This window comes from Rhizobium sp. NZLR11 (genome assembly GCF_019685115.1).
GTDB lineage: Bacteria > Pseudomonadota > Alphaproteobacteria > Rhizobiales > Rhizobiaceae > Rhizobium.
In genome coordinates this window covers 1-21,988 of the sequence record NZ_JABDWD010000005.1, presented here as the reverse complement: position 1 = coordinate 21,988, position 21,988 = coordinate 1, and the positions used below count along the sequence as shown (strand labels likewise).

Annotated in this window: 18 protein-coding genes; 12 read left to right on the top strand and 6 right to left on the bottom strand. The window is 61.4% G+C overall.

The genetic code is table 11. From position 1 onward, the window contains the following. The first annotated feature begins 58 nt into the window (after positions 1–58). Positions 59–2,773, top strand: coding sequence for an ABC transporter ATP-binding protein (locus HJB83_RS10465; protein ID WP_207585453.1), 2,715 nt, complete (start codon positions 59–61; stop codon positions 2,771–2,773). 98 nt (positions 2,774–2,871) lie between these two features. Then, the gene (locus tag HJB83_RS10460; RefSeq protein WP_003563501.1) at positions 2,872–3,339 is read left to right on the top strand and encodes a cyclic nucleotide-binding domain-containing protein; all 468 of its coding nucleotides are present in this window, start codon (positions 2,872–2,874) and stop codon (positions 3,337–3,339) included. A 9-nt stretch (positions 3,340–3,348) separates the two neighbouring features. On the opposite strand, the gene HJB83_RS10455 is transcribed toward HJB83_RS10460, so the two are convergent. The 3 genes from HJB83_RS10455 to HJB83_RS10445 all read right to left on the bottom strand — a co-directional run bounded on the left by HJB83_RS10455 (position 3,349) and on the right by HJB83_RS10445 (position 5,727). Further along, a complete protein-coding gene (locus tag HJB83_RS10455) occupies positions 3,349–3,639 on the bottom strand; it encodes a type II toxin-antitoxin system RelE/ParE family toxin (protein WP_221115613.1) in 291 nt (96 codons plus the stop codon). After that, positions 3,636–4,097 (bottom strand): hypothetical protein, encoded by a 462-nt coding sequence (locus HJB83_RS10450; protein WP_207585451.1) that lies wholly within the window; start codon positions 4,095–4,097, stop codon positions 3,636–3,638. The genes HJB83_RS10455 and HJB83_RS10450 overlap by 4 nt, the downstream gene beginning before the upstream one ends. 298 nt (positions 4,098–4,395) lie before the next feature. Next, positions 4,396–5,727 carry an MFS transporter gene (locus HJB83_RS10445; protein ID WP_207585450.1) on the bottom strand — a complete coding sequence of 444 codons (1,332 nt, stop codon included), beginning with the start codon at positions 5,725–5,727 and terminating at the stop codon, positions 4,396–4,398. Positions 5,728–6,107: 380 nt separating this feature from the next. Between HJB83_RS10445 and cyoA the strand changes: the two genes are divergently transcribed. The 6 genes from cyoA to HJB83_RS10415 all read left to right on the top strand — a co-directional run bounded on the left by cyoA (position 6,108) and on the right by HJB83_RS10415 (position 12,460). Beyond that, the gene (gene cyoA, locus HJB83_RS10440; RefSeq protein WP_207585449.1) at positions 6,108–7,292 is read left to right on the top strand and encodes a ubiquinol oxidase subunit II; all 1,185 of its coding nucleotides are present in this window, start codon (positions 6,108–6,110) and stop codon (positions 7,290–7,292) included. A 42-nt stretch (positions 7,293–7,334) separates the two neighbouring features. Next, a complete protein-coding gene (gene cyoB, locus HJB83_RS10435; protein WP_207585448.1) occupies positions 7,335–9,338 on the top strand; it encodes a cytochrome o ubiquinol oxidase subunit I in 2,004 nt (667 codons plus the stop codon). A gap of 5 nt (positions 9,339–9,343) precedes the next feature. Then, complete coding sequence (gene cyoC, locus HJB83_RS10430; protein WP_221131818.1) at positions 9,344–9,964, top strand: cytochrome o ubiquinol oxidase subunit III; 621 nt, start codon at positions 9,344–9,346, stop codon at positions 9,962–9,964. After that, entirely contained in the window at positions 9,961–10,362 is a 402-nt protein-coding gene (gene cyoD / locus HJB83_RS10425) for a cytochrome o ubiquinol oxidase subunit IV (protein WP_207585446.1), read from the top strand. The genes cyoC and cyoD overlap by 4 nt, the downstream gene beginning before the upstream one ends. Positions 10,363–10,408: 46 nt before the next feature. Further along, complete coding sequence (locus HJB83_RS10420) at positions 10,409–11,167, top strand: SURF1 family protein (protein ID WP_221115608.1); 759 nt, start codon at positions 10,409–10,411, stop codon at positions 11,165–11,167. A 132-nt stretch (positions 11,168–11,299) separates the two neighbouring features. Continuing rightward, positions 11,300–12,460, top strand: coding sequence for an acyltransferase (locus tag HJB83_RS10415; protein WP_221131817.1), 1,161 nt, complete (start codon positions 11,300–11,302; stop codon positions 12,458–12,460). Positions 12,461–12,533: 73 nt separating this feature from the next. On the opposite strand, the gene HJB83_RS10410 is transcribed toward HJB83_RS10415, so the two are convergent. From HJB83_RS10410 to HJB83_RS10400, 3 genes are all read right to left on the bottom strand, one after another. Beyond that, positions 12,534–14,462, bottom strand: a complete 1,929-nt coding sequence (locus HJB83_RS10410; protein WP_221131816.1) for a PAS domain-containing sensor histidine kinase — start codon at positions 14,460–14,462, stop codon at positions 12,534–12,536. 69 nt (positions 14,463–14,531) lie between these two features. Next, positions 14,532–15,938: an FAD/NAD(P)-binding protein gene (locus tag HJB83_RS10405; RefSeq protein WP_221131815.1), complete on the bottom strand. Its 1,407-nt coding sequence runs from the start codon at positions 15,936–15,938 to the stop codon at positions 14,532–14,534. 292 nt (positions 15,939–16,230) lie between these two features. Continuing rightward, positions 16,231–16,848 (bottom strand): flavodoxin family protein, encoded by a 618-nt coding sequence (locus HJB83_RS10400; protein WP_207585441.1) that lies wholly within the window; start codon positions 16,846–16,848, stop codon positions 16,231–16,233. A 121-nt stretch (positions 16,849–16,969) separates the two neighbouring features. On the opposite strand from HJB83_RS10400, the gene HJB83_RS10395 reads away from it, so the two are divergent. The 4 genes from HJB83_RS10395 to HJB83_RS10380 all read left to right on the top strand — a co-directional run. Further along, the gene (locus HJB83_RS10395) at positions 16,970–18,931 is read left to right on the top strand and encodes an ABC transporter ATP-binding protein (protein WP_207585440.1); all 1,962 of its coding nucleotides are present in this window, start codon (positions 16,970–16,972) and stop codon (positions 18,929–18,931) included. 83 nt (positions 18,932–19,014) lie between these two features. After that, on the top strand, positions 19,015–20,913 hold the full coding sequence (locus HJB83_RS10390; RefSeq protein WP_207585439.1) for an ABC transporter ATP-binding protein: 1,899 nt from the start codon (positions 19,015–19,017) through the stop codon (positions 20,911–20,913). 130 nt (positions 20,914–21,043) lie between these two features. Then, a complete protein-coding gene (locus tag HJB83_RS10385) occupies positions 21,044–21,364 on the top strand; it encodes a hypothetical protein (protein ID WP_207585438.1) in 321 nt (106 codons plus the stop codon). Between the two features lie 322 nt (positions 21,365–21,686). Beyond that, positions 21,687–21,988, top strand: a 302-nt coding sequence (locus tag HJB83_RS10380) for a transposase (protein WP_221131814.1), incomplete at its 3' end; no start/stop codon positions are given.

Genomic DNA, 21,988 nt, shown 5'->3' with positions numbered 1-21,988 from the left:
TCTCAACATTCCTCCCCATCCCGGCCCCCGGAATTTCCCAGCAAGCTGACGGTTAGCCATGGAAAAAAGCCTCGCCCGCTACATCTGGAAAAACACGCGGCTGCAGCAGCTGTGGATTCTGGCTGTCGTCGCCGCCTCGATGGTGCCCTACTTCCTGTCCTTCGACCTGCCGAAGCAGATCGTCAACGGACCGATCCAGGGTGACGGCTTCGAAGGTCCGGGCGCACGGCAGACCTTCATGCACATTGCCTACGACATCCCGCTGATCGGCCATGTCGAGTTCTTTCAAGGCTTGCAGCTCAACCGCTTCCAGATGCTGATGGCCCTTAGCCTGGTGTTCCTGGCGCTGGTGGTGCTGAACGGCCTCTTCAAGTTCTATATCAACACCTATAAGGGCCGGCTTGGCGAGCGCATGCTGCGCCGTATCCGCTTCGAGCTGGTCGACCGGGTGCTGCGTTTTCCGCCCATTCATTTCAAGCGGGTAAAATCCGCCGAGATCGCCACCATGATCAAGGACGAGGTGGAGCCGATGGGCGGTTTCACCGGCGATGCCTTCGTCTCGCCTGCCCTTCTCGGCGGCCAGGCGATCACCGCACTCGCCTTCATCATCGTCCAGAATTTCTGGCTCGGCATGATCGCCGCCGGCATCGTCGGCGTCCAGGCCATCATCATCCCTCGCATGCGCAAGCGGCTGCTGGAGCTCGGCCGCCAGCGGCAGCTGACGGCACGCGAGCTTTCCGGCCGCGTCGGCGAAATCGTCGACGGCATTGGCACGATCCACGGCAACGACACCTCCAACCTCGAACGCGCCGACATCGCCTCGCGGCTTGGCCGGATCTTTTCGATCCGCTACGACCTTTACCAGTGGAAGTTCCTGGTGAAGTTCATCAACAACTTCCTCGCCCAGGTCACGCCTTTCCTGTTCTACGCGATCGGCGGCTACCTGGCGCTGCAGGGCAGGCTCGATATCGGCCAGCTCGTCGCCGTCATATCAGCCTATAAGGACCTGCCCGGGCCGCTGAAGGAACTGATCGACTGGGACCAGATGCGCCAGGACGTGCAGGTGAAGTACCAGCAGGTCTATGAGCAGTTCAATGTCGAGCCGCTGATCGACAGCCGCATCCAGGAGCTCGCCACTGCCCCGGTGGGTCCGCTGACGCATGCGTTCGTTGTCACCAACCTCTCACTCTCCGATGACAGCGGCGCCCGCCTGGTCGACCACGTCTCCGTCGAGATCAAGCCGAACGAGACAGTTGCGATCGTCGGCCCGAACGGCAGCGGCGCGGAAGCCTTCGCCGAAGCGCTCGGACGCATGGTCTGGCCGGATTCCGGCCGCATCACCATCGACGGGCAGGACCTGTTGGCTATGCCGGAATCGATCACCGGCCGGCGCATCTCCTACGCCTCGGCCGACACCTTCTTCTTCCATGGCACGCTTGCCAGCAATCTGCTCTACGGCCTCAAGCACGCGCCGATGACCGATCCGGTCTACGACGAGCAGGAAGCGCTGGAATACAAATGGCATTCCATCGAGGCGGTGAAGGCCGGCAATCCGACGCTCGACCTCAACAGCGACTGGGTGGACTATAAGGCAGCCGGCGCCAGCGGGCCGGAAGACCTTTTGAAAGCGATCCGCCCGGTGCTCGACGCCGTGATGATCTCGCAGGACATTCTGGATCTGGCGCTGCGATCGACCGTCAACACCGACGTGCATGTGGCCGTCAGCGATCACGTCGTCGCACTGCGTGCCTCGCTCCGGGACCGGCTGCGCGACGAAGGGCTCGACACGATCGTCGTGCCTTTCGATTTCGACGCCTATAACGGCCAGGCGACGGTTGGCGAGAACCTGCTCTTCGGCACGATGAAGCGGCCGCTGATGACCAATCGCAGGCTGGCCGCGCATCCCTATTTCCAGCAGCTGTTCCGCGAAACCGGCCTCAGCACCGATCTCTATGCCATGGGCCTGGAGATCGCCGAGAATGCGGTGGAACTCTTCCATGATCTGCCGCCGGACCATCCGTTCTTCCAGCAGCTGACCTTCATGACGGCGGATGACATTCCGACCTATCAGGCGCTGCTGCAGAAACTGCAAAGCCGCCGCTTCGAAGACGCGACGCCCGAGGAACGTTCGGCCATCATCCGGCTGAGTTTTGCCTATATCGAGCCGCGCCACCGCTTCGGCTTGCTGACGGACGAGCTGATGGGCAAGATCGTCAACGCCCGCAAGCAGTTTCACGAGCATATTCCGGCCGATCTCGCCGAGCTGATCGAGCGCTACGACGCCGAGCGTTTCACCCCGTCTGCAAGCCTGATGGACAATGTGCTCTTCGGCCGCATCGCCTATCAGCAGGCCGACGCCTCCGATCGCATCCGCGGCATCATGGGCGAGCTCTTCGACGCGCTCGACCTTTATGACGATGTTCTGTCGATCGGCCTCGAATTCGACGTCGGCTCCGGCGGCAAGCGGCTGACTATGGTGCAGCGGCAGAAGCTGAACCTTGCCCGCGCGCTGTTGAAACGCTCGGACTATTTCATCTTCAATCGGCCGCTATCGGCGCTAGACCAGCGCGTTCAGGATCAGATCACCCGCAACATCGTCGAAGACCTTCACGAAGAAGGCCAGCGGCCGGCAATCATCTGGGTGCTTTCCAATGCCCGGATGGCAGAGGTGTTCGACCGGATCCTGCTCTTCGACCGCGGCGGACTGGCGGAAGCCGGAAACTATCCGGAACTTTCCGAGAAAAACGGGATGTTCAAGGAACTGTTATCGTAATATTCTATAGGGGCGGCGATGGTAGGTGTTCCCGATGGGACGCCCGGAATTGAAGACATCTGGTTCGAAGAACCCGGCGTCAGGGGATTGAAACGCTCATGCTGTTGAGAGACGAAGTCGAAATGCTGCGACGGGTGCCGATCTTTTCGAGGATTGCGCCAGCAAAGCTCAAGCTTTTGGCCTTCACCTCCGACCGCATGACCTACAAGGCCGGTCAGAACCTCTTCCATCAGGGCGATGTCGGCGACGCCGCCTATGTGATTCTTTCCGGCACCGCCGACATCATCGTCTCCTCACCGGCCGGCGAGATCAAGGTTGCCGATGTCGAGCTCAATTCCATCGTCGGCGAAATCGCCATCCTCTGCGATGTCTCGCGCACGGCAACGGTGCGCGCCACCTCCCCGCTCGAAGTGCTGCGCATCAGCAAGGAGCACTTCCTGAAGCTGCTCAGCGACTTCCCCGAAATGGCCGTGGAAATCATGCGCGTTCTCGCCGACCGCCTGAACCACACGACGGCGGAACTGACCGCGGCCCGCGCGGCAAAGCAGCCGCAGATGGCGCAGTAAAATGCGCATTCAGCCTTTCGGCGGCCATTGCTGGGCGCCATGAAGAAGGCGCAGTATTTCCACCCTCTGGACTTTTCTGTCGATGCGATAGATCAGCAGAAATGCAGTGCGCGGGATGACCAATTCCCGCGTTCCATCGAGACGGCCGCCACGTCCTGCTTCGGGGTGATCGGCGAGCATTTTGGCCTGATGTCGGATAACATCATCCAACGCAATTGCAGCCTGCGGATTTTGAGCGAAGATGTGCCGAATCTGGCCTTCCCGATCCAGGAGAGCCTGCTGCAGCCATTTGACGATCAAGCCTTATCTCCGGATTCCAGCTGCGCCAGCAGTTCGGCCCGAAGCTTGTCCATTCGCTCTTCGGCGTCCTGCGCACTAATCCAGACGGCGTTCGGATCATCGGCTTCCCGGATCGCTTCCTCGACCTGTTCGCGGAACCACTTGTCGTATTCGGCCGCCTCATGGGTCCGACGTAGAGCCGCGGCCCGATCCGGCCGCGACGCCGTCTGAGGGGCGTAATCGGCCGCATCGACATCGAACTGCGAGATGCCGACATCCTTGAGATAGGAGACCAAGGTGTCCATGCGCTTGAACACACGCACCTGCCGGCTGCGTTGAGCCGCGAGCGGGCGCTCTGCCTTGCCGTAGCGGATAACGACGGACCAACCGCCGGTTTTGCCGACCACATGCGCGCCATCGACCGCTCCTGCGTCGACAAGGCGGGAAAGGGTCGAATGATCGATGGTTTCCGCAGCCATGGCATATCCTCTTTCAGGCCGATAAGGATATGCATTTAATTATAGATTGCAATGCATTCAATAATTGAAATTGCGCAATTCGAAAACGCGGCCTGCATGATTCCCGTGGATGCTCGGACGACTGACAAAGCCGGCCACCTCTCTTTCTCGGGCTTGTCCCGAGCATCTGCAGCCGGTTCATATGTAGCACATCCTCGGCACAAGGCCGAGGATGACGACGAGTGAACAGCGAAGTTTGAAATTTATCAGCAAACCGAGCCTGCACGGTTTCCCATGCAGGCCGTGTCTTCAGGCCCGCCTATTCGCGCTGTTCCAGCGCCCTGCTGAAGGCAAGTGCGGCAAGCGTGCAGATGGCGCCGGACAGCAGATAGTAGCCGACGAAGGTCAAGCCGAAGCGGCTGGAGAGGCTGAGCGCCACCAGCGGCGCGAAACCGGCGCCGATCAGCCAGGCAAGGTCCGAGGTGAAGGCGGCGCCGGTGTAGCGATAGCCGCGGCCGAAGCGCGACGAGATCGAGCCGGTCGCCTGGCCGAAGGACAGGCCAAGCACGCCGAAGCCGATGATGACGAAGGCATCGTGGCCGCTGTTGCCGGAGGCGATCAGGATCGGCCCGACGAAGCTGAAGACGGCGATCAAGACAGCGCAGATGGCAAGCTGGGCGCGCCGGCCGATGCGATCGGCAATCAGGCCCGAGGCGATGATCGTGACGATGCCGACCATGGCGCCGACCACCTGCACCACCATGAAGGCGCCGATCGGCTGGTTGCCGTAAAGGCTCATCCAGCCGAGCGGGAAGATGGTGACGAGGTGGAACATGGCGAAACTGGCGAGCGGCACGAAGGCGCCGATCAAGATATCGCGGCCGTGAACGCGCAGCACGTCGAAGATTGGTGCTGCCTCCAGCTCGTGCTGCTCCAGCAGCGTGCCGAATTCCTTGGTCATCACCAGCCGCAGGCGCGCAAAGAGCGCCACGACATTGATCGCGAAGGCGACGAAGAACGGATAACGCCAGCCCCAGGAGAGGAAATCCTCACTGGAAAGATTGGCGACGAAATAACCGAACAGCGTGCTTGCCAGCGCAAAGCCGATCGGCGCGCCGAGCTGCGGGATCATCGCATACCAGCCGCGGTGATTGGCCGGCGCATTGAGCGCGAGCAGCGAGGCAAGCCCGTCCCAGGCGCCGCCAAGCGCAAAACCCTGGCCGAGACGGAAAAGCGCCAGCAGCGCGATCGACCAGACGCCGATCTCGTCGTACCCCGGCAGGAAGGCGATCGAAGCCGTAGAGCCGCCGAGCAGGAAGAGCGCGATCGTCAGCTTGGTGCCGCGCCCGTACATCCGGTCGATGGTCATGAAGACGACGGATCCGACGGGGCGGGCGAGGAAGGCGAGCGAAAAAATGGCGAAGGAATAGAGGGTGCCCGTCAGCCTGTCCGGCGCGAAGGGGAAGACGAGCTGTGGAAACACCAGCACGGAGGCGAGACCGTAGACGAAGAAATCGAAGAATTCCGACATGCGGCCAATGACCACGCCGACGGCGATGCTGCCTGGCGAAACCGGTTTGTCGTCGTGAATGCGCCGCGCGTCGCGTTCCAGCGACGACGATGACGGTCCGTAATGCGATGTTGTTGCCATAAACGCCTCCTCGTTAAGGCGCTTCCGGCAAGGCGCCCCACGCGTGATCTTGATCAAACCCGCAGGCTTATCAAGTCCGTAAGACTGAAATAGTTCATCATCACGGCTCAAATGAAGCCTGGATGAAAAAAACTGCGTGATCGGGACGGTGATATTTCTCCTGCAAACGCTGGCCCGGCCGGTTCTTGCGGATATATTGGAGCTGAAACATGGGCTGGCGAAAAAATCCTTCTGGATTTCATCAGGATTTCGAAGCTATAGAGCAGCATGATTTACGCCGCAGCGCGGCATGCTTGCTGCACTGCGACCAAACACCTCATGTCGCGATCGGGTTCAGTGCTTTAGTCGCGGAACAAACGAAACAACAAGAGCTTAGAGACGTGCAAAAACTCACGAAGTTTTCCCGCCTTCTATCCGTCTTGCCGCTGTTTTTTCTGGCAGGATGCAACATGGTAGTCATGGCGCCCTCCGGCGACATCGCCGTGCAACAGCGCGATCTCATCATCATCTCGACGGTGCTGATGCTTTTGATCATCATACCGGTGATCTTCCTGACGCTGCTCTTCGCCTGGCGCTACCGCCACTCCAATACGGCTGCGACTTATGCGCCGGAATGGCACCATTCGACCCGCCTCGAAATCATCATCTGGGCAGCGCCGCTGGCGATCATCATTGCGCTCGGCGCCGTCACCTGGATTTCCACCCATAAGCTCGACCCCTACCGGCCACTCGACCGCCTCGATGCGGAGCGCGCCATTCCGGCCGATACCAAGCCGCTAACCGTCGAGGTCGTGGCGCTCGACTGGAAGTGGCTGTTCTTCTATCCCGAGCTCGGCATTGCGACGGTCAACGAGCTCGCTGCCCCGGTGGATATGCCGATCAGTTTCAAAATCACCGCCTCCTCGGTTATGAACTCCTTCTACATTCCCGCCCTTGCCGGCCAGATCTACGCCATGCCGGGCATGGAGACGAAGCTGCACGCCGTTATCAACAAGGAAGGCGAGTATGAGGGCTTCTCTGCCAATTACAGCGGCTCAGGCTTCTCGCATATGCGCTTCAAGTTCCACGGTCTCAACCGCGAAGGCTTCGATGCCTGGGTGGCTAACGTCAAGCAGCAGGGCACGATGCTCAACCGCGACGCCTATCTGAAGCTCGAGAAGCCGAGCGAGAAGGAACCGGTGCGTTATTATGCCGGCGCCGATGCCGATCTCTACAACGCCGTCCTCAACATGTGCGCCAAGCCGGGCAAGATGTGCATGAACGAGATGATGCACATCGACATGAAGGGCGGCGGCGGCAAGGAAAGTGCGGAAAACCGCGACAAGCTGCAATACGACAATCGCCATGCCGACGAAGGCATCGTCGCGCCTGCGGCCACCGTGCCGGCAACGGGCGCTCCGGCGCGCAGCGAACCGGCCAACACCAGCGACGGCAACAGCATGCAGCACGACATGCCCGGCATGGACAGCACGCCCGGCATGGACATGCAGCATGACGGCCATTCCATGCCGGGCATGAGCAATGGCGCCGATCCTGCGCCGGCGCAGCTCAACAACAACAATTAACCTGGCGCTTTGCGTCGCAAGACATAATGAACGGGTTGTTCCATGTTTTCCAATCCTGACCTCCTGAAGTTCGTCTTCGGCCGGTTGACCCTCGATGCCATCCCCTATCACGAGCCGATCCTGGTCGTGACCTTCATCGGCGTCGTCATCGGCGCCATCGCAGTGCTTGGCCTCATCACCTATTTCAAGTTCTGGGGTCCGCTCTGGAACGACTGGATCTGCAGTGTCGATCACAAGAAGATCGGCATCATGTATGTGATCTTGGCGGTCATTATGCTGCTGCGCGGTTTTTCCGACGCGATCCTGATGCGCGTGCAGCAGGCGATCGCCTTCAATGGTTCGGAGGGTTATCTGCCGCCGCACCATTACGACCAGGTGTTCACCGCCCACGGCGTCATCATGATCTTCTTCGTGGCGATGCCCTTCGTCACCGGCCTGATGAACTTCGTGGTGCCGTTGCAGATCGGCGCGCGCGACGTCTCCTTCCCCTTCTTGAACAATTTCTCCTTCTGGATGACCACCGCCGGCGCGATCATCATCATGCTGTCGCTGTTCATCGGCGAATTCGCCCAGACCGGCTGGCTCGCCTACCCGCCACTGTCGGGGGCCGCCTACAGTCCGGGCGTCGGCGTCGACTATTATATCTGGGGCCTGCAGGTGGCCGGCGTCGGGACGACGCTGTCGGGCATCAACCTGATCGCCACCATCGTCAAGATGCGCGCGCCGGGCATGACCTTCATGAAGATGCCGGTCTTCACCTGGACGGCGCTCTGCACCAACGTGCTGATCGTCGCCTCCTTCCCGATCCTGACGGCAACGCTCGCTTTGCTGTCGCTCGACCGCTATGCGGGGACGAACTTCTTCACCAATGACCTCGGCGGCAATCCGATGATGTATATCAACCTCATCTGGATCTGGGGCCATCCGGAGGTCTACATTCTGGTGCTGCCGGCCTTCGGCATCTTCTCGGAGGTCGTCGCCACCTTCTCCGGCAAGCGCCTCTTCGGTTACGCCTCGATGGTCTACGCGACTTGCGTGATCATGATCCTGTCCTACATCGTCTGGCTGCACCACTTCTTCACGATGGGCTCGGGCGCCAGCGTCAATTCCTTCTTCGGCATCACCACGATGATCATCTCGATCCCGACCGGGGCGAAGATCTTCAACTGGCTGTTCACCATGTATCGCGGCCGCATCCGCTTTGAGGTGCCGATGCTATGGACGGTCGGCTTCATGGTGACCTTCGTCATCGGCGGCATGACCGGCGTCATGCTCGCCGTGCCGCCGGCCGACTTCGTGCTGCACAATTCGCTGTTCCTCATCGCCCACTTCCACAACGTCATCATCGGCGGCGTTCTCTTCGGCATGTTCGCTGGCGTGAACTACTGGTTCCCGAAAGCCTTCGGCTTCAAGCTCGATCCCTTCTGGGGCAAGATGAGCTTCTGGTTCTGGCAGATCGGCTTCTGGTTCGCCTTCATGCCGCTCTACGTGCTCGGCCTGATGGGCGTTACCCGCCGCATGAACCAGTTCGACGACCCGTCGCTGCAGATCTGGTTCATCATCGCGGCCTTCGGCGTCGGCCTGATCGCGCTTGGGATTGCCGCCTTCCTGATCCAGATCGTCGTCAGCTTCATGAAACGCGAGGAATTGCGCGACGACAGCGGCGATCCGTGGGATGGCCGTACATTGGAATGGTCGACCTCTTCGCCGCCGCCGGATTACAACTTCGCCTTCACGCCCGTCGTCCACGACCATGACAGCTGGTACGACATGAAGAACCGTGGTTATGGGCGTCCGCTGGAAGGCTTCCGGCCGATCCACATGCCGAAGAACACCGGCACCGGCGCCATCCTCTCAGGCATCAGCGTCGCCCTCGCCTTCGGCCTGATCTGGTACATGTGGTGGCTGGTCGTCGTCTCCTTCGTCGGTCTGCTGGTCGTGGCGATCGGTCATACCTTCAACTACCGGCGCGACTTCCACATCTCCGCCGACGAGGTGACCGAAACAGAAGGCAAGCGCACCGCGCTGCTTGCCGAGCAGGTGTAATGACCATGAGCGATCAGATCATCGACACGGCCGAAAAGCCTGAATTCTACGTGACGGAAGACCATCATCCGGAAAACAGCACCAATCTCGGCTTCTGGCTCTACCTGATGAGCGACTGCCTGATCTTCGCGGTGCTGTTTGCCACGCACGGCGTGCTCGGCCGCAACTATGCCGCCGGTCCGTCGCCGGCCGATCTCTTCGATCTGCCGATCGTTGCCCTCAACACCTCGATGCTGCTGCTCTCGTCGATCACCTACGGCTTCGCCATGCTGCAGATGGAGCGCAACGCCAAGGCGGAAACGCTCTTCTGGCTCGCCGTCACCGGCCTGTTCGGCGCCGCCTTCATCGGGCTCGAGCTCTATGAATTCATCCACCTGATCCATGAAGGCGCCGGGCCGACGCGCAGCGCCTTCCTCTCCTCCTTCTTCACCCTGGTCGGCACGCACGGCCTGCACGTCACCTTCGGCATCATCTGGCTGATCACGCTGATGGTGCAAGTGTCGATGCACGGGCTGGTCGAGGCCAACCGCCGCCGCCTGATGTGCCTTTCGATGTTCTGGCACTTCCTCGACGTCGTCTGGATCGGCGTCTTTTCCTTCGTCTATCTGCTGGGAGTCCTCGGATGAGTTCGCAAGTACCCGCACACGAGGACGCGCACGAGGCGCATCACGGCCACAGCCACGGCCATCAGGCCGGCCACGGCACCTTCCGGAGCTACATGACGGGCTTCGTGCTGTCCGTCATCCTCACCGCCATTCCCTTCTGGCTGGTCATGTCAGGCGTGTTCGATAGCCCGGCGGTGACGGCGGTGCTGGTGATGGGCCTCGCCGCCATCCAGATCGTCGTGCATATGGTCTTCTTCCTGCACATGAACCCTCGTAGCGAGGGCGGCTGGACGATGATGGCGCTGATCTTCACCATCATCATCGTCGCCATCGCGCTCTCCGGTTCGCTCTGGGTCATGCATCATCTCAACGCCAACATGATGCCGATGAGCCCCGAGATGATGAAGAACATGCCGTGATCGGCAGGAAAGGCCGGCGGCAGCGCCGCCGGCATCGACCCAGCCGATGAACAAGGCTCCCTCGGAAAAATCGGAACGACCGCCTTCGCCGGCAAAACGCGCGATCTTCGCCGTCTGCCTGGTGCTGCTTGCCGCAGGTCTCGCAGCCCTCGGCACCTGGCAGGTGCAGCGGCTCGCCTGGAAGCGTGATCTCATCGCCCAGGTCGATCAGCGTGTGCATGCCGCCCCCCTGCCCGCCCCGACCCAAGCCGACTGGGCCAAGGTCAATGCCGCCGATGACGAATATCGGCGGGTGAGCGCAGCTGGGACGCTGGCGAACGACAAGGAGACGCTGGTCTATGCGTCGACGGCGCTCGGCCCCGGCTATTGGGTGATGACGCCGCTAACGCTTGCCGACGGCACCGCCGTTCTCGTCAATCGCGGCTTCGTTCCGACAGACCGGCGCGATCCGGCCACGCGCCGCGACGGCGAATTGTCGGGCATCGTTGAGATCACCGGGCTGATGCGGATGAGCGAGCCGAAGGGATCGCTGCTGCAATCCAATGACCTCGCCGCCGACCGATGGTATTCCCGCGATGTCGCGGCGATCGCGCAAAAGCGCGGTCTCAGTGCGGTCGCGCCCTATTTCATCGATGCGGATGCCGCCGCCAATCCGGGCGGCCTGCCTGTCGGCGGCCTGACGATCATCCATTTCCCCAATAACCATCTCGTCTATGCGATCACCTGGTACGGGCTGGCGGCGATGGTGCTGGCCTTGCTGGTGTTCATCCTTCGCGGCGAGACCGGCAGAGGCCGCCGGGAGTAGCCCGGGCTCACTGTCGCTTGCGGTACGAGCTCCGGCAGCGGTTGCGCCCGGTGGCCTGAGCGCAACCGGATTAATACCGTGTAAAGTGATGTCCGATAGTTCTTACGAGAACAGAACATATAATAGCTGCCCATGAACCGGCCGGATTACATTCCCAGTCTCGATGGCCTGCGCGGTGTCGCCGCGCTGCTGGTCGTTCAAGCCCATGTCGGACTTATCTTTCCGGGTGCATCCGTGCATGTAACGACCATGGGCAGCGAAGCCGTCGGCTTGTTCTTTGCCCTCAGCGGCTTTCTGATGGCCCATCTCTACGGTTCCCGGCCGGTGACCAAAGAAAACGTCCTGGATTTTCTGGTGAGCCGCTTTGCCCGCATCTATCCGGTTTATCTGGCTGCCGTTCTGCTCGTGGCGATGTTATCTGGCATACCAAATCTGGACTTCGTTCAGCCGATCATGGGCGGGATGGACTTTGTGCGCCATGTGTTTCTGCTGGGCTCGAGTGGCGTTTTCTGGTCGATTCCACCCGAAATTCAATTCTATCTGCTCTTCCCAATCCTATGGCTTTGCTTAGCCCGGCCGCACCGCTATAGCGGCGTGATCGTCGGCTTCGCAGTGGTCATCGTCGTGGATGGCCTGCTTGAATTGCCAGGGCCTGGAATCATGCTCGTTTCCAAGCTCCCGTACTTTCTTTTCGGCGCACTTGCCGGGGCGATGCATTCTTACTGGGATCGATGGACGCCTTCCGCCCTCACGGGAATTTTCACGCTGTTCCTTCTGGCGGTGTTCTTCGCTTACAGGCATCTCGCGCCTGGTTTTTCGCCCGAATTCTGGAGCCTGCAAAGTGCGGTCGCCGCGGCCGTCATCGTGGCACTCGTCGCACGACAACCTCCCATCGCATCAAATGTCCTGGCAGCTGCACCGATAAGGTTTCTGGGGACGATCAGCTTCTCCCTCTATCTTTTCCACGTCCCCATAATGTTCCTGGTGCATCGGACTTTTGAGACTGTGATGCCGGAACCGGCGCTCATCGCGGTAGCGCTATTCGTTGCGGTGGGGGGAGCGTGGTTCCTTCATGAGACGATCGAAGTCCCGAGCCGACGCCTGCTCGTCGGCTTGTGGCAGCAGCACCGGTGGCGCGTAACCGCACGCGATTCTTCGGCTGAGCGGATCGAACGCGCGATCCTTGACCTGCAAGAGACCGAAAAGCGCCTCCTCAGCGGCGCAACTTCAGCCACGGCCGGGGCCGACCGCGCCGTCATCCAAGATAATGGCGACGAGACGCGTAGCGCGTAGCGCCGCCGGTCACGCTTTTTGTTTTTGCGCAATTCCGGGCGGAAAACCGCTTCACACTTTTCCTGGAATTGCTCTAAGAAGCGACCCGGCTGATCGCATCGGCGAGCTGGGTCTGCGAGAAGGGCTTGCCGAGGCGGGGCAGATTGGCGATGCCGGTTCCTTCGGGGAGTTCGGCGTAACCGGTTGCGAGAATGATCGGCATCTCAGGCCATTCCTCGCGGATCGCCTCGGCGAGTTCAGCCCCCGTCATGCGCGGCATGGCATGGTCGCAAATCACCAGATCGACCGGCTGCCTGCGCAGGATCTCAAGCGCATCGGGGCCGGCCATGGCCTCGAACACGGTGTGACCGAGATCCTCCAGCATCAGCGTCGTATTCATCAGCACCAGACCATCGTCATCAACGGCGACGATGCGCAGCCGGCGCGACGCATTTTCAGCGCGTTGCGTCAGGCCTATAGCGACCTCGGCTGTCCGCTCGACAGTGACGACCGGGAACCACAATTCAGCCGTGGTGCCTTCGCCAAGACTGCTCTTCAGCATGAGGCGGCCGCCGGACTGGGACGCAAGGCCCTGCACCATGGAAAGCCCGAGACCGGTACCCTTGCCGACGCCCTTGGTGGTGAAGAACGGCGTCGTTGCCTGCTCCACCGTCTTTGCATCCATGCCCTCGCCTTCATCGATCACCGCTATTCTTATATAGCGGCCAGGCGGCAGCGGAGCCTTGCCTGATGGCGCGGATTCCTCGGACGCGCGAAGCACGATCCGGCCGCCGGACGGCATGGCGTCGCGGGCGTTGACGACGAGGTTGAGGATCGCCATCTCCAGCTGGTTCGGATCGGTCAGGATCGTCGGCAGCCTGACGGGGAAAGAGGTCTCGATCCTGGTAAGCGGGCCGAGCGAACGGCTCAGCATGTCCATCATGCCGCGCATCAGGCCGGAGACGTCGATCGGCTCCATGTGCAGTTCCTGCCGGCGGGAAAAAGCCAGCATGCGCTGCGTCAATGCCGCGCCGCGCTGGGCACCCTGCATCGCATTATCAACAAGCGATGTCAGCGACAGATCCTGCGGCATGCGCTTCTTCAAGATTTCGAGACTGCCGAGCACAGCCATCAGCAGATTGTTGAAATCATGGGCGATACCGCCGGTCAATTGGCCGATCGCCTCCATTTTCTGCGATTGGAAGAGTTCTTCGCGGGCCTGCTCCAGCGCGCGCTGTGTTTCCATCTTTTCGGTGATATCGCGGGTGATCTTGGCAAAACCGATCACATCGCCTTCATCATCCCGGATGGCGTCGATGACAACGCTGGCCCAGAAGCGGGTGCCGTCCTTGCGGACGCGCCAGCCTTCCCTCTCGAACCGGCCTTCGCCGCGCGCAACGCCGAGCGCGGTCTCCGGCACGCCGGCGGCTCGGTCCTCGGGGGTATAGAAGGTCGAGAAATGCCGGCCGATGATTTCTTTCGGGCGATAGCCCTTGATCCGCTCGGCGCCGAAATTCCAGCTGCTGACATTGCCGTCGGGATCGAGCATATAGATCGCATAATCCGAGACGCCCTGGACGAGCCGGCGGAACTGTTCCTCGCTCTGGCGGATCGCCTTTTCGGCGGCTCTGCGTTCGGTCAGGTCCCGGGTGATCTTGGCATAGCCGATCAGCTCGCCGGAGGGACGGCGGATCGGATCGATGATCACATGCGCCCAGAAGCGGCTGCCATCCTTGCGCTGGCGCCAGCCTTCCCCCTCGAACCGGCCGTGTTCCTTGGCGGTCGCAAGCGCCCGCTCCGGAACTCCCGCGGCGCGGTCCTCTTCCAGATAGAAACGGGAAAAATGCTCGCCGAGGATTTCGGACGGCTTGTAACCTTTGAAGCGCTGAGCGCCAGTATTCCAGCTGGTGACGATGCCTTCGGGGCTGAGCATATAGATGGCGTAGTCGGTGATGGCATCGACCAGAAGACGAAAGCGCCCCTCGTCGTCAAGAGACGTATCATGTCGATTCAGCACTTCCATCGGCCCCTCTGAGTCACCAGCGCTTTATAACGCAAACGCAGACGGATGGTTCCGAAGCAGCCTCAATTTTCAGACGGCCTTAACCTGTGGGTAGAACCGCTCGCCGACCCGTTCGGCAGCGGCATAAGCCTGCGAGACGATCTCCGGCACCAGATCGATGTCGGGCAGGCTGCCGAGGCCGAGCGGGCCGACGGCAAAGAGCCCGGCGACGGTCGAACCGTCCTCCAGGAATGGCTCGCCGCGCGCATTGACCGCCAGCCCGAGCGACAGTTCGTCGGGCATGGCGAGGCCGGCGGAAAACAGGCTCTCAATCAGCGGCGCCGAAAGATCCGGCGCCTGACAGCGGCAATCGATGATGCGCTCGGCATGGATGACCTCTTCCGCAGAGGAACCGGCCGGCGTGAAGAACAGGCCGCTCAGGCCCCGGCGACCGGCCCGCCCGCGGCGCAGCACCGTGCGGCCTTCGGCCAGCTCGCGTTTCAGGCGCAGGTGCATGGCTTCCGGCAGGCGGTTGCGGTGGCTGTCGTAGATTGCCCGGAGGTGCCGGTTGAACTGATGTTTGTCGCGTGCCGGCAGCGAGCGCCAGAGCGAGCGGGCATGTTTCCTGAGGCCGTTCATCACCGATTGCCAGCTTCGGCCCTCTTCTTCAGCCTCGCGACAGGCCTGGCGGATGAAGCGCACGATCTCCGGCAGGCTCTCAGGCAGCGCTTCGGCCGGGAACAGCGGATCGGCGGAATTCGGCGTATGGCTCTGGGGCAGGAAACCGCGGCGGGAAATGATCGTCACCTGGCCGGCATAACCGGCATCGCGCAGCTGCAGCAGCTGGTCGACGACGCGAATGCCGCTGCCGAGCAACACCGTATGTGGCCGTGCCACGAGGCGCTGGGCCCTGACCGGCGAAACCTCCTCACCGCCGGTATCCTGATCGTTCAGGCCGTAGCCGGTGGCCAGCATCACGGTATCGAACAGCGGATTGGCGGGATTGGCGCTTTCGAGCAGGAAACGGTTGCCGTGGCTCCTGCGGATCGCCACCACCGGATCGTTGCAGACCTGGACGGTAATGTCTCGGCGCGCGGCGAGCGCTTCCGAAAACCGCTGGTAGACATAATCGCTGAAGATTTCCTTCGGCACGAAGATCTGCCGGAAACCGGGAATGGCGGCCGGCACGGCGGCGCGAAAGGCGGCATTGCTGCAGAGCCAATCGTTGAAATCGTCACTGTCGCCGACAGACACCGAGAGATCGCGCACGCGGGTGTTGAGGATCGTCGAGGCGCGCACTGACGCCAGCGCCTGCCCGCCGCTGACCGACGAATTCGGATCGAACAGTTGCAGGTGGAAGGGCGCGCGCAGCGTCTTCATCAGCGCGATCGCCGTCATCATCCCGGAAAAGCCGCGCCCGACGATGGCAATACGCGGCACCGCCGATATCAGCGCCGCCGCATTGGCGCGCGCCGAAAAAAGTCCCTGAACCGTCATCGCAACTCCTTTGCGGTTTCATCCGCACCGTGGGTCGATCGAGGTTTCAACGCATAAAACAGCGGATCATGCGTTAATGAGGTTCATGCGGCCATTCACGACAGCTGCCGCAGGATCGAGGTCCGAGCCGGAAGCCCCGGAAATGCACAAGCGGACCAATCACGCTCGCCTATAGTCTATTAAACTAGTAGTGTATGAAAGCGCGAAATGGCGCATATGGCAAGAGGTTTATTGCCACGGCAATTCAAGCCATTGAAAGATAACTTGGTTTAGAACGTCGATGCGGCGCGCTTCAGTCACCCTCGCCCGGATATTGCTTCGCCTTCAGCAGGCCGGCCAGATGCGCGGTATTGCGCGCCAGCGTGTCGACGGCTGTCGTCACCACCTTCGGAACCTTGTCGAGGTCGACGAAATTGGTGGAACCCAACGCCTCGCCCACCCAATAGGCGACGGCGCTGGCCGGAATGGTGAAGCCGACATCGTTCAGCGCCTGGAAAAGCTCGGCCGACACATGATGGGCGCCGTCCTCATTGCCGACGACGGCGACGGCCGCGACCCTGCCATAGGAAACCATGCGGCCCTGATCGTCGGTCTCATCGAGGAAGGCGTCCATACGCTCCAGCGCCCGCTTGCAGACGCTGGAGGGCTGACCGAGCCAGATCGGCGTCGCCATCAGCAGGATATCGGCGGCGAGCACCTTGGTGCGAATATCAGGCCAGTCATCGCCTGCGCCTTCATCCGATGTGACGCCCGGCTTGACGTTGAAATCGGCAAGCCGGAGCACTTCGGTCTTGACGTCATAGGTCGACAACGCCTTGTCGATGAGAGCGATCATCCGGTCGGTCGAGGACGCCTCCTTGGCATCGCTGGTCTTCAGTGTGGCGTTAAGAGCGAGGGCTTTCAGCGGCATGGTCTCTCTCCGGTAATGATTGCCTGACAGGGTTTGCCTGGCAACCAACCCACAATGCGATTGTTCCCGCCAGCTCGCGAGGAGACCTCACGTAAAAATAACCAGTTGGTGAATTCTTTACTTGAACCCCCAAATGGAATCGGCAAAAGTGAAGGCGCAATCAATCCCTTCATGGATTTGCCGTCTTTTCGGGCCAGCGTCCGACCACACATCTATTGGAAAAAATACCGTGAGCAGCGATGCGTTAACACGCGCGACGAAGCCTTCGGCTTCGATGGCGCTTGCAACTGCGGCAGGCTGGGGCCGAGGCCTCTTCACATTGGTGCGTATCACCATGATGGCCTTCCGCCACCCCTGGCAATCGGGCTTTGCGATCGGCGCCACGCTGGTCGCTTCCACCTTCCAGCTGATGATCCCCCGCCTTCTCGGCCAGGCGGTCGACCACACACAGATGGCGATGAGCGGCGGCGCGGCGGGCCAGGCGGCGCAGGACGCGCTTTTGACCACGGCGCTGCTCCTGCTCGGCGCCAGCGTGTTGCGCGGCCTCTTCACCATGGTCCAGAACTATTACAGCGAAGCCGTCGGCCATCACATCGGCTACGAGTTGCGGCTGGCCTGCTATGAGAAGATCCAGCGGCTGTCTTTCAGCTTTCACGACACGGTGCATTCCGGCGATCTGATCACCATCGGCCTGCTCGATCTCGAAGGCGTGCGGATGTATTTTTCCACGGCGCTCGTCCGAATGATCCTGCTGTCGATCCTGATCGGCATCGGCGCCTATATGCTGCTGTCGACCGATATCGTGCTCGGCCTCCTGGCGCTCTCTTTCGTGCCCTTCGTCGGCTGGCGCTCCTCGGCGACGCAGCTCAGGCTGCGGGCCACCTGGCTCGATCTGCAGGAGCGGCTTTCGGTGCTGACCCGCATCATGGAGGAGAATCTCGGCGGCATCCGCGTCGTGCGCGCCTTTGCCGCACAGGATCATGAGCTGTCGAAATTCGAGGCGGCCTCGAAGAATGCTCTGGCGCTCGCGCATCAACGCGTCGGCATCCGCGTCCTCAATACCAGCGCCATGACCTTCTCCTTCTTCCTGGCGATGGGCCTGGTGCTCTTCGTCGGCGGCGGCAAGGTGACGTCGGGCGAGATCACCGTCGGCACGCTCGCCTCCTTCCTGACCTTCATGACCATTTTGCAGATGCCGGTGCGCCAGCTCGGCCTGATGGTCAATGCCTTTGCCCGCGCCTCCACCTGCGGCTCGCGCCTCTTCAGCCTGCTCGACCTCGACATCGCGATCAAGGACGCACCGGATGCCAAGGAATTGGCGGTGACCGACGGCGTGCTGCGCTTCGAGAATGTCAGCTTCGCCTATCCCGGTTCGGAAAAGCGCACCGTGCTCCACGATGTCTCCTTCGAAGCCAGACGCGGCCAGACGATCGGCATCGTCGGCCCTCCCGGCAGCGGCAAGTCGACGATCGCCCATCTCATTCCCCGCTTCTACGACGTTAGCGGCGGCAAGATCACCATTGATGGCCAGGACATCCGCAAGGCAACGCTGCAATCGCTGCGCCGGGCGGTTGCCGTCGTGCAGCAGGATTCCTTCCTGTTCACGACGACGATCGAAAACAACATCGCCTATGGCGACCCCTGGGCAAAGGAAGGTCGCATCGAACGCGCCAGTGAAAGCGCCCAGCTGCATAATTACGTGCTCGGCCTGCCCACCGGTTACGACACCGTCGTCGGCGAGCGCGGCGTTTCACTGTCCGGCGGCCAGCGGCAGCGTCTTTCGATCGCCCGGGCGCTGATGCTGAAGCCGGCGGTGATGGTGTTCGACGATTCGACGGCGGCAATCGACGCGGCCACCGAGCAGCGCATCCGCAGCGCCATGCGCCGCTATGCCGCCGACCGGGTGACGATCATCGTCGCCCATCGCCTCAGCTCGCTGATGCATGCCGACCAGATACTGTTCGTCGAAGACGGCCGGATCGTCGAGCGCGGAACACATCAGGCGCTGCTGTCGCTCGGCGGCCGCTACAAGGCGCTCTACGACCTGCAGGTTCGGCCAGGCGACGAGGTGCTGAGCGCCTAACTCGCCTCTCCCCCGCTGGGGGAAGAGCAAACAAGCAGTGAATATTGCGGGCCATCCCATGTAATGGCCGCAGGAGGAACGAGATGGCCGAGGAACTGGAAACCGAGCGTCCCGACGTTCGCGAGGATGGGCGCCGCCCGCCGCGGGCGGTGGTCGGTTCGCATCGCGTCGAGGAGGAGATGTTCGGCAAGGCCTTCGACGGCAATATTGTCAAGCGCATCTGGGTTTTCGTTCGTCCCTATCGCCGCCAGGTCCTCTGGTCGGTCGTTGCCGTCCTGACCTTCACGATGATGCAGCTGCTGATCCCGCTGATCATCCGTTATGCCATCGACCACGGCATGTCGCCGGGCGGCAACTCTTCGGCACTGGTCTGGTCGATCGCCGCTTTCGCCATCGCCATATCAATCAACTATGCGGCAAGCTACGCGCAGGAGACTCTGGTCGGTGGCGTGGCGGAAGACGTGCTCTTCGATATCCGCCGGGCGATGTTTTCGCATCTCCAGCGCGTCTCGCTCTCCTTCATGGACAAGACCGAGGTGGGCCGGCTGATGTCGCGCCTGCAGGGCGACGTCAACTCGATGCAGGAATTCCTCGAAACCTCGGTTCTCTCGGTCGGCGACATCGTGCTGCTCTTCGGCATCGTCGTCGTCATGCTTTATCTCGATTTCAAGCTGGGGCTGCTGACGCTCTCGGTGCTGCCAGTGCTGTTCATCGTCCGCTTGTTCTGGCTGCCGCTCGCCCGCAAATCCTTCATGGCCGCGCACGAGACCAATTCGGTTGCCAACGGTGCCCTTGCCGAAGCCATCCACGGCGTGCGCGCCGTCCAGAGCATGGACCGGCAGGGCGTCAACTTCACGCTTTATGACGACAAGGCGCATGCGAACTTGCGGACGCATCTGACGGCGGCACGTTATGCGCAGGTGATGGTGCCGATCGTCGATAGCCTGACCGGCGTGGCGATGGCGCTGGTCATCGTCGTCGGCGGCGCCCGCGTTCTCAACCAGGCGCTCGATGTCGGCGTTCTCGTCGCCTTCCTGTTTTACATCCAGCGCTTCTTCGACCCGATCCGTTCGCTGACGCTGCAATATTCGGTGATGCAGCGCGCCATGGCCTCCGGCCAGCGGCTGACCGAAGTGCTCGATGTGCCGGTCGACATCAAGGACGCGCCGAATGCCAAAGCGCTATCGCGCGACATGGACGGCTCGGTCGAATTCAACGACGTCGTCTTCGGCTACAATCCGAAACATCCAGTGCTGAAACATGTAAGTTTCAAGGTCAATCCCGGCGAGACGGTGGCGCTGGTCGGGCCGACCGGGTCCGGCAAATCCAGCTGCATGTCGCTGATCCACCGCTTTTACGATGTGCAGCAAGGCCAGGTGCTAGTCGGCGGCCACGATGTGCGTGACCTGACGCAGGATTCGCTCGGGGCACAGATCGCCATGGTGCTGCAGGAGCCTTTTCTCTTCACCGGTACCGTCTTCGAAAACATCCGCTACCACAAGGCGGAAGCGACACGCGAACAGGTGATCGAGGCGGCAAAGGCCGTCGGCGCGCATGAATTCGTCATGCGCCTGGCCGATGGCTACGACAGCATTCTCGGCGAGCGCGGCGGCAATCTTTCGCTCGGCCAGCGCCAGCTTTTGAGCTTTGCCCGCGCATTGGTGGCAGATGCGAAGATCCTCGTGCTCGACGAGGCAACCGCCAACATCGACAGCTATACCGAGATGCTGATTCAGAAGGCGCTGGTGAAGCTGCTCGAAAATCGCACCGGCCTCGTCATCGCCCATCGCTTGGCGACGATCCGCGAGGCCGACCGCATCATCGTGCTGCAGAACGGCGAAATTATCGAGAGCGGCAACCACCGCCAGCTGATGAAAAACGGCAAGCTCTATTCCAAGCTCTATAACCTCAACTACTCGTCTTTCGACGATATTCCCGAAGACGTGCTGGAGGAGACGACGGCGACGCAGTCGGCGACCTGACCGCGACCCCCATGGCGACCCCGCTGAGAAAATGACATGAATTAACGCCTGTCGCAAAGTTTGATCGAACAAACGATTTGCTGCCGCATTTCCCTTTTATCGGGGGACGAGTGCCACTGAGGAGAATGACATGAAGAGAATCATTAGCAGCCTGTTGATCGCGACGGCCCTTGTTGGATCGGCTATTCAGCCTGCTGCCGCGCGTGACCACCATCATCACGACAATACCGGCCGCATCATCGCCGGCGGCGTTGCCGCAGGTGTCGTCGGCGGCCTTATCGGCGGCGCACTCGTCAATGGCGGTGGCCCTCGCTACGTTGATGAAGGCCCTCGTTATGTCGAGAGCCCCCGTTATGTCGAACCCCAGCCGAGATGCTGGTATGAGGACCGGGACGTGCGCAACCGCTATGACGGCGGCTACCACGCCGAAACCGTCCGGGTCTGCGAATAGGCCTGAGCATTTGCAGCGGCTTTGACCTCGTCATCGCCGCTCGACCCCTCAGCCGAGGTTGTGTTTCGCAGCCTCGGTTTTGGTTTATATCAGCGACATCCCAAGAATCGGCCCCTCATCCGGCTGCCGCCACCTTTGTAACTTCCCTTTACCCGCTATTGGCGTAGTACTGCCTGTTGCGGTGGCGGATGGAAGACCGTTGCACCTTTGGGACACCAAGCCCGTGGGAGAGCCTGGGTCTCCGTCCGCCGTTCCATTGAACCCGAACAGTCGCCGGGGCCGCTTGCGAAAGCAAAGCCCGCTTAGGCAAGGATGGGATCAGATGGAGATGAATGAGAGGGTGGTTGTCGGTATCGATGTTTCCAAGGACCGATTGGACGTGTCGCTGCACCCTTCAGGCGAGCACTTCGCGGTCAGCAACGACCACGCCGGCCTTGAGGAATTAATCACCGGGCTGGTCGCCTCCAGGCCGACGATCGTCGGCCTGGAGGCGACCGGCGGCTACGAGATGTTAGCGGCGGGTAGCCTGTCGGCAGCTGGTTTTGGGGTGGTTGTTGTCAATCCGGCGCAGGTGCGCGCCTTTGCCAACGCGCTCGGCCGCAGGGCCAAGACCGATCCGATCGA

Excerpts from the sequence above, each read along its gene's own strand:
- HJB83_RS10465 (WP_207585453.1), top strand. The coding sequence starts at position 59 with ATGGAAAAAAGCCTCGCCCGCTACATCTGGAAAAACACGCGGCTGCAG.
- HJB83_RS10460 (WP_003563501.1), top strand. The coding sequence starts at position 2,872 with ATGCTGTTGAGAGACGAAGTCGAAATGCTGCGACGGGTGCCGATCTTT.
- HJB83_RS10450 (WP_207585451.1), bottom strand. The coding sequence starts at position 4,097 with ATGGCTGCGGAAACCATCGATCATTCGACCCTTTCCCGCCTTGTCGAC.
- HJB83_RS10445 (WP_207585450.1), bottom strand. The coding sequence starts at position 5,727 with ATGGCAACAACATCGCATTACGGACCGTCATCGTCGTCGCTGGAACGC.
- cyoB (WP_207585448.1), top strand. The coding sequence starts at position 7,335 with ATGTTTTCCAATCCTGACCTCCTGAAGTTCGTCTTCGGCCGGTTGACC.
- cyoC (WP_221131818.1), top strand. The coding sequence starts at position 9,344 with ATGAGCGATCAGATCATCGACACGGCCGAAAAGCCTGAATTCTACGTG.
- cyoD (WP_207585446.1), top strand. The coding sequence starts at position 9,961 with ATGAGTTCGCAAGTACCCGCACACGAGGACGCGCACGAGGCGCATCAC.
- HJB83_RS10420 (WP_221115608.1), top strand. The coding sequence starts at position 10,409 with ATGAACAAGGCTCCCTCGGAAAAATCGGAACGACCGCCTTCGCCGGCA.
- HJB83_RS10415 (WP_221131817.1), top strand. The coding sequence starts at position 11,300 with ATGAACCGGCCGGATTACATTCCCAGTCTCGATGGCCTGCGCGGTGTC.
- HJB83_RS10410 (WP_221131816.1), bottom strand. The coding sequence starts at position 14,462 with ATGGAAGTGCTGAATCGACATGATACGTCTCTTGACGACGAGGGGCGC.
- HJB83_RS10405 (WP_221131815.1), bottom strand. The coding sequence starts at position 15,938 with ATGACGGTTCAGGGACTTTTTTCGGCGCGCGCCAATGCGGCGGCGCTG.
- HJB83_RS10400 (WP_207585441.1), bottom strand. The coding sequence starts at position 16,848 with ATGCCGCTGAAAGCCCTCGCTCTTAACGCCACACTGAAGACCAGCGAT.
- HJB83_RS10390 (WP_207585439.1), top strand. The coding sequence starts at position 19,015 with ATGGCCGAGGAACTGGAAACCGAGCGTCCCGACGTTCGCGAGGATGGG.
- HJB83_RS10385 (WP_207585438.1), top strand. The coding sequence starts at position 21,044 with ATGAAGAGAATCATTAGCAGCCTGTTGATCGCGACGGCCCTTGTTGGA.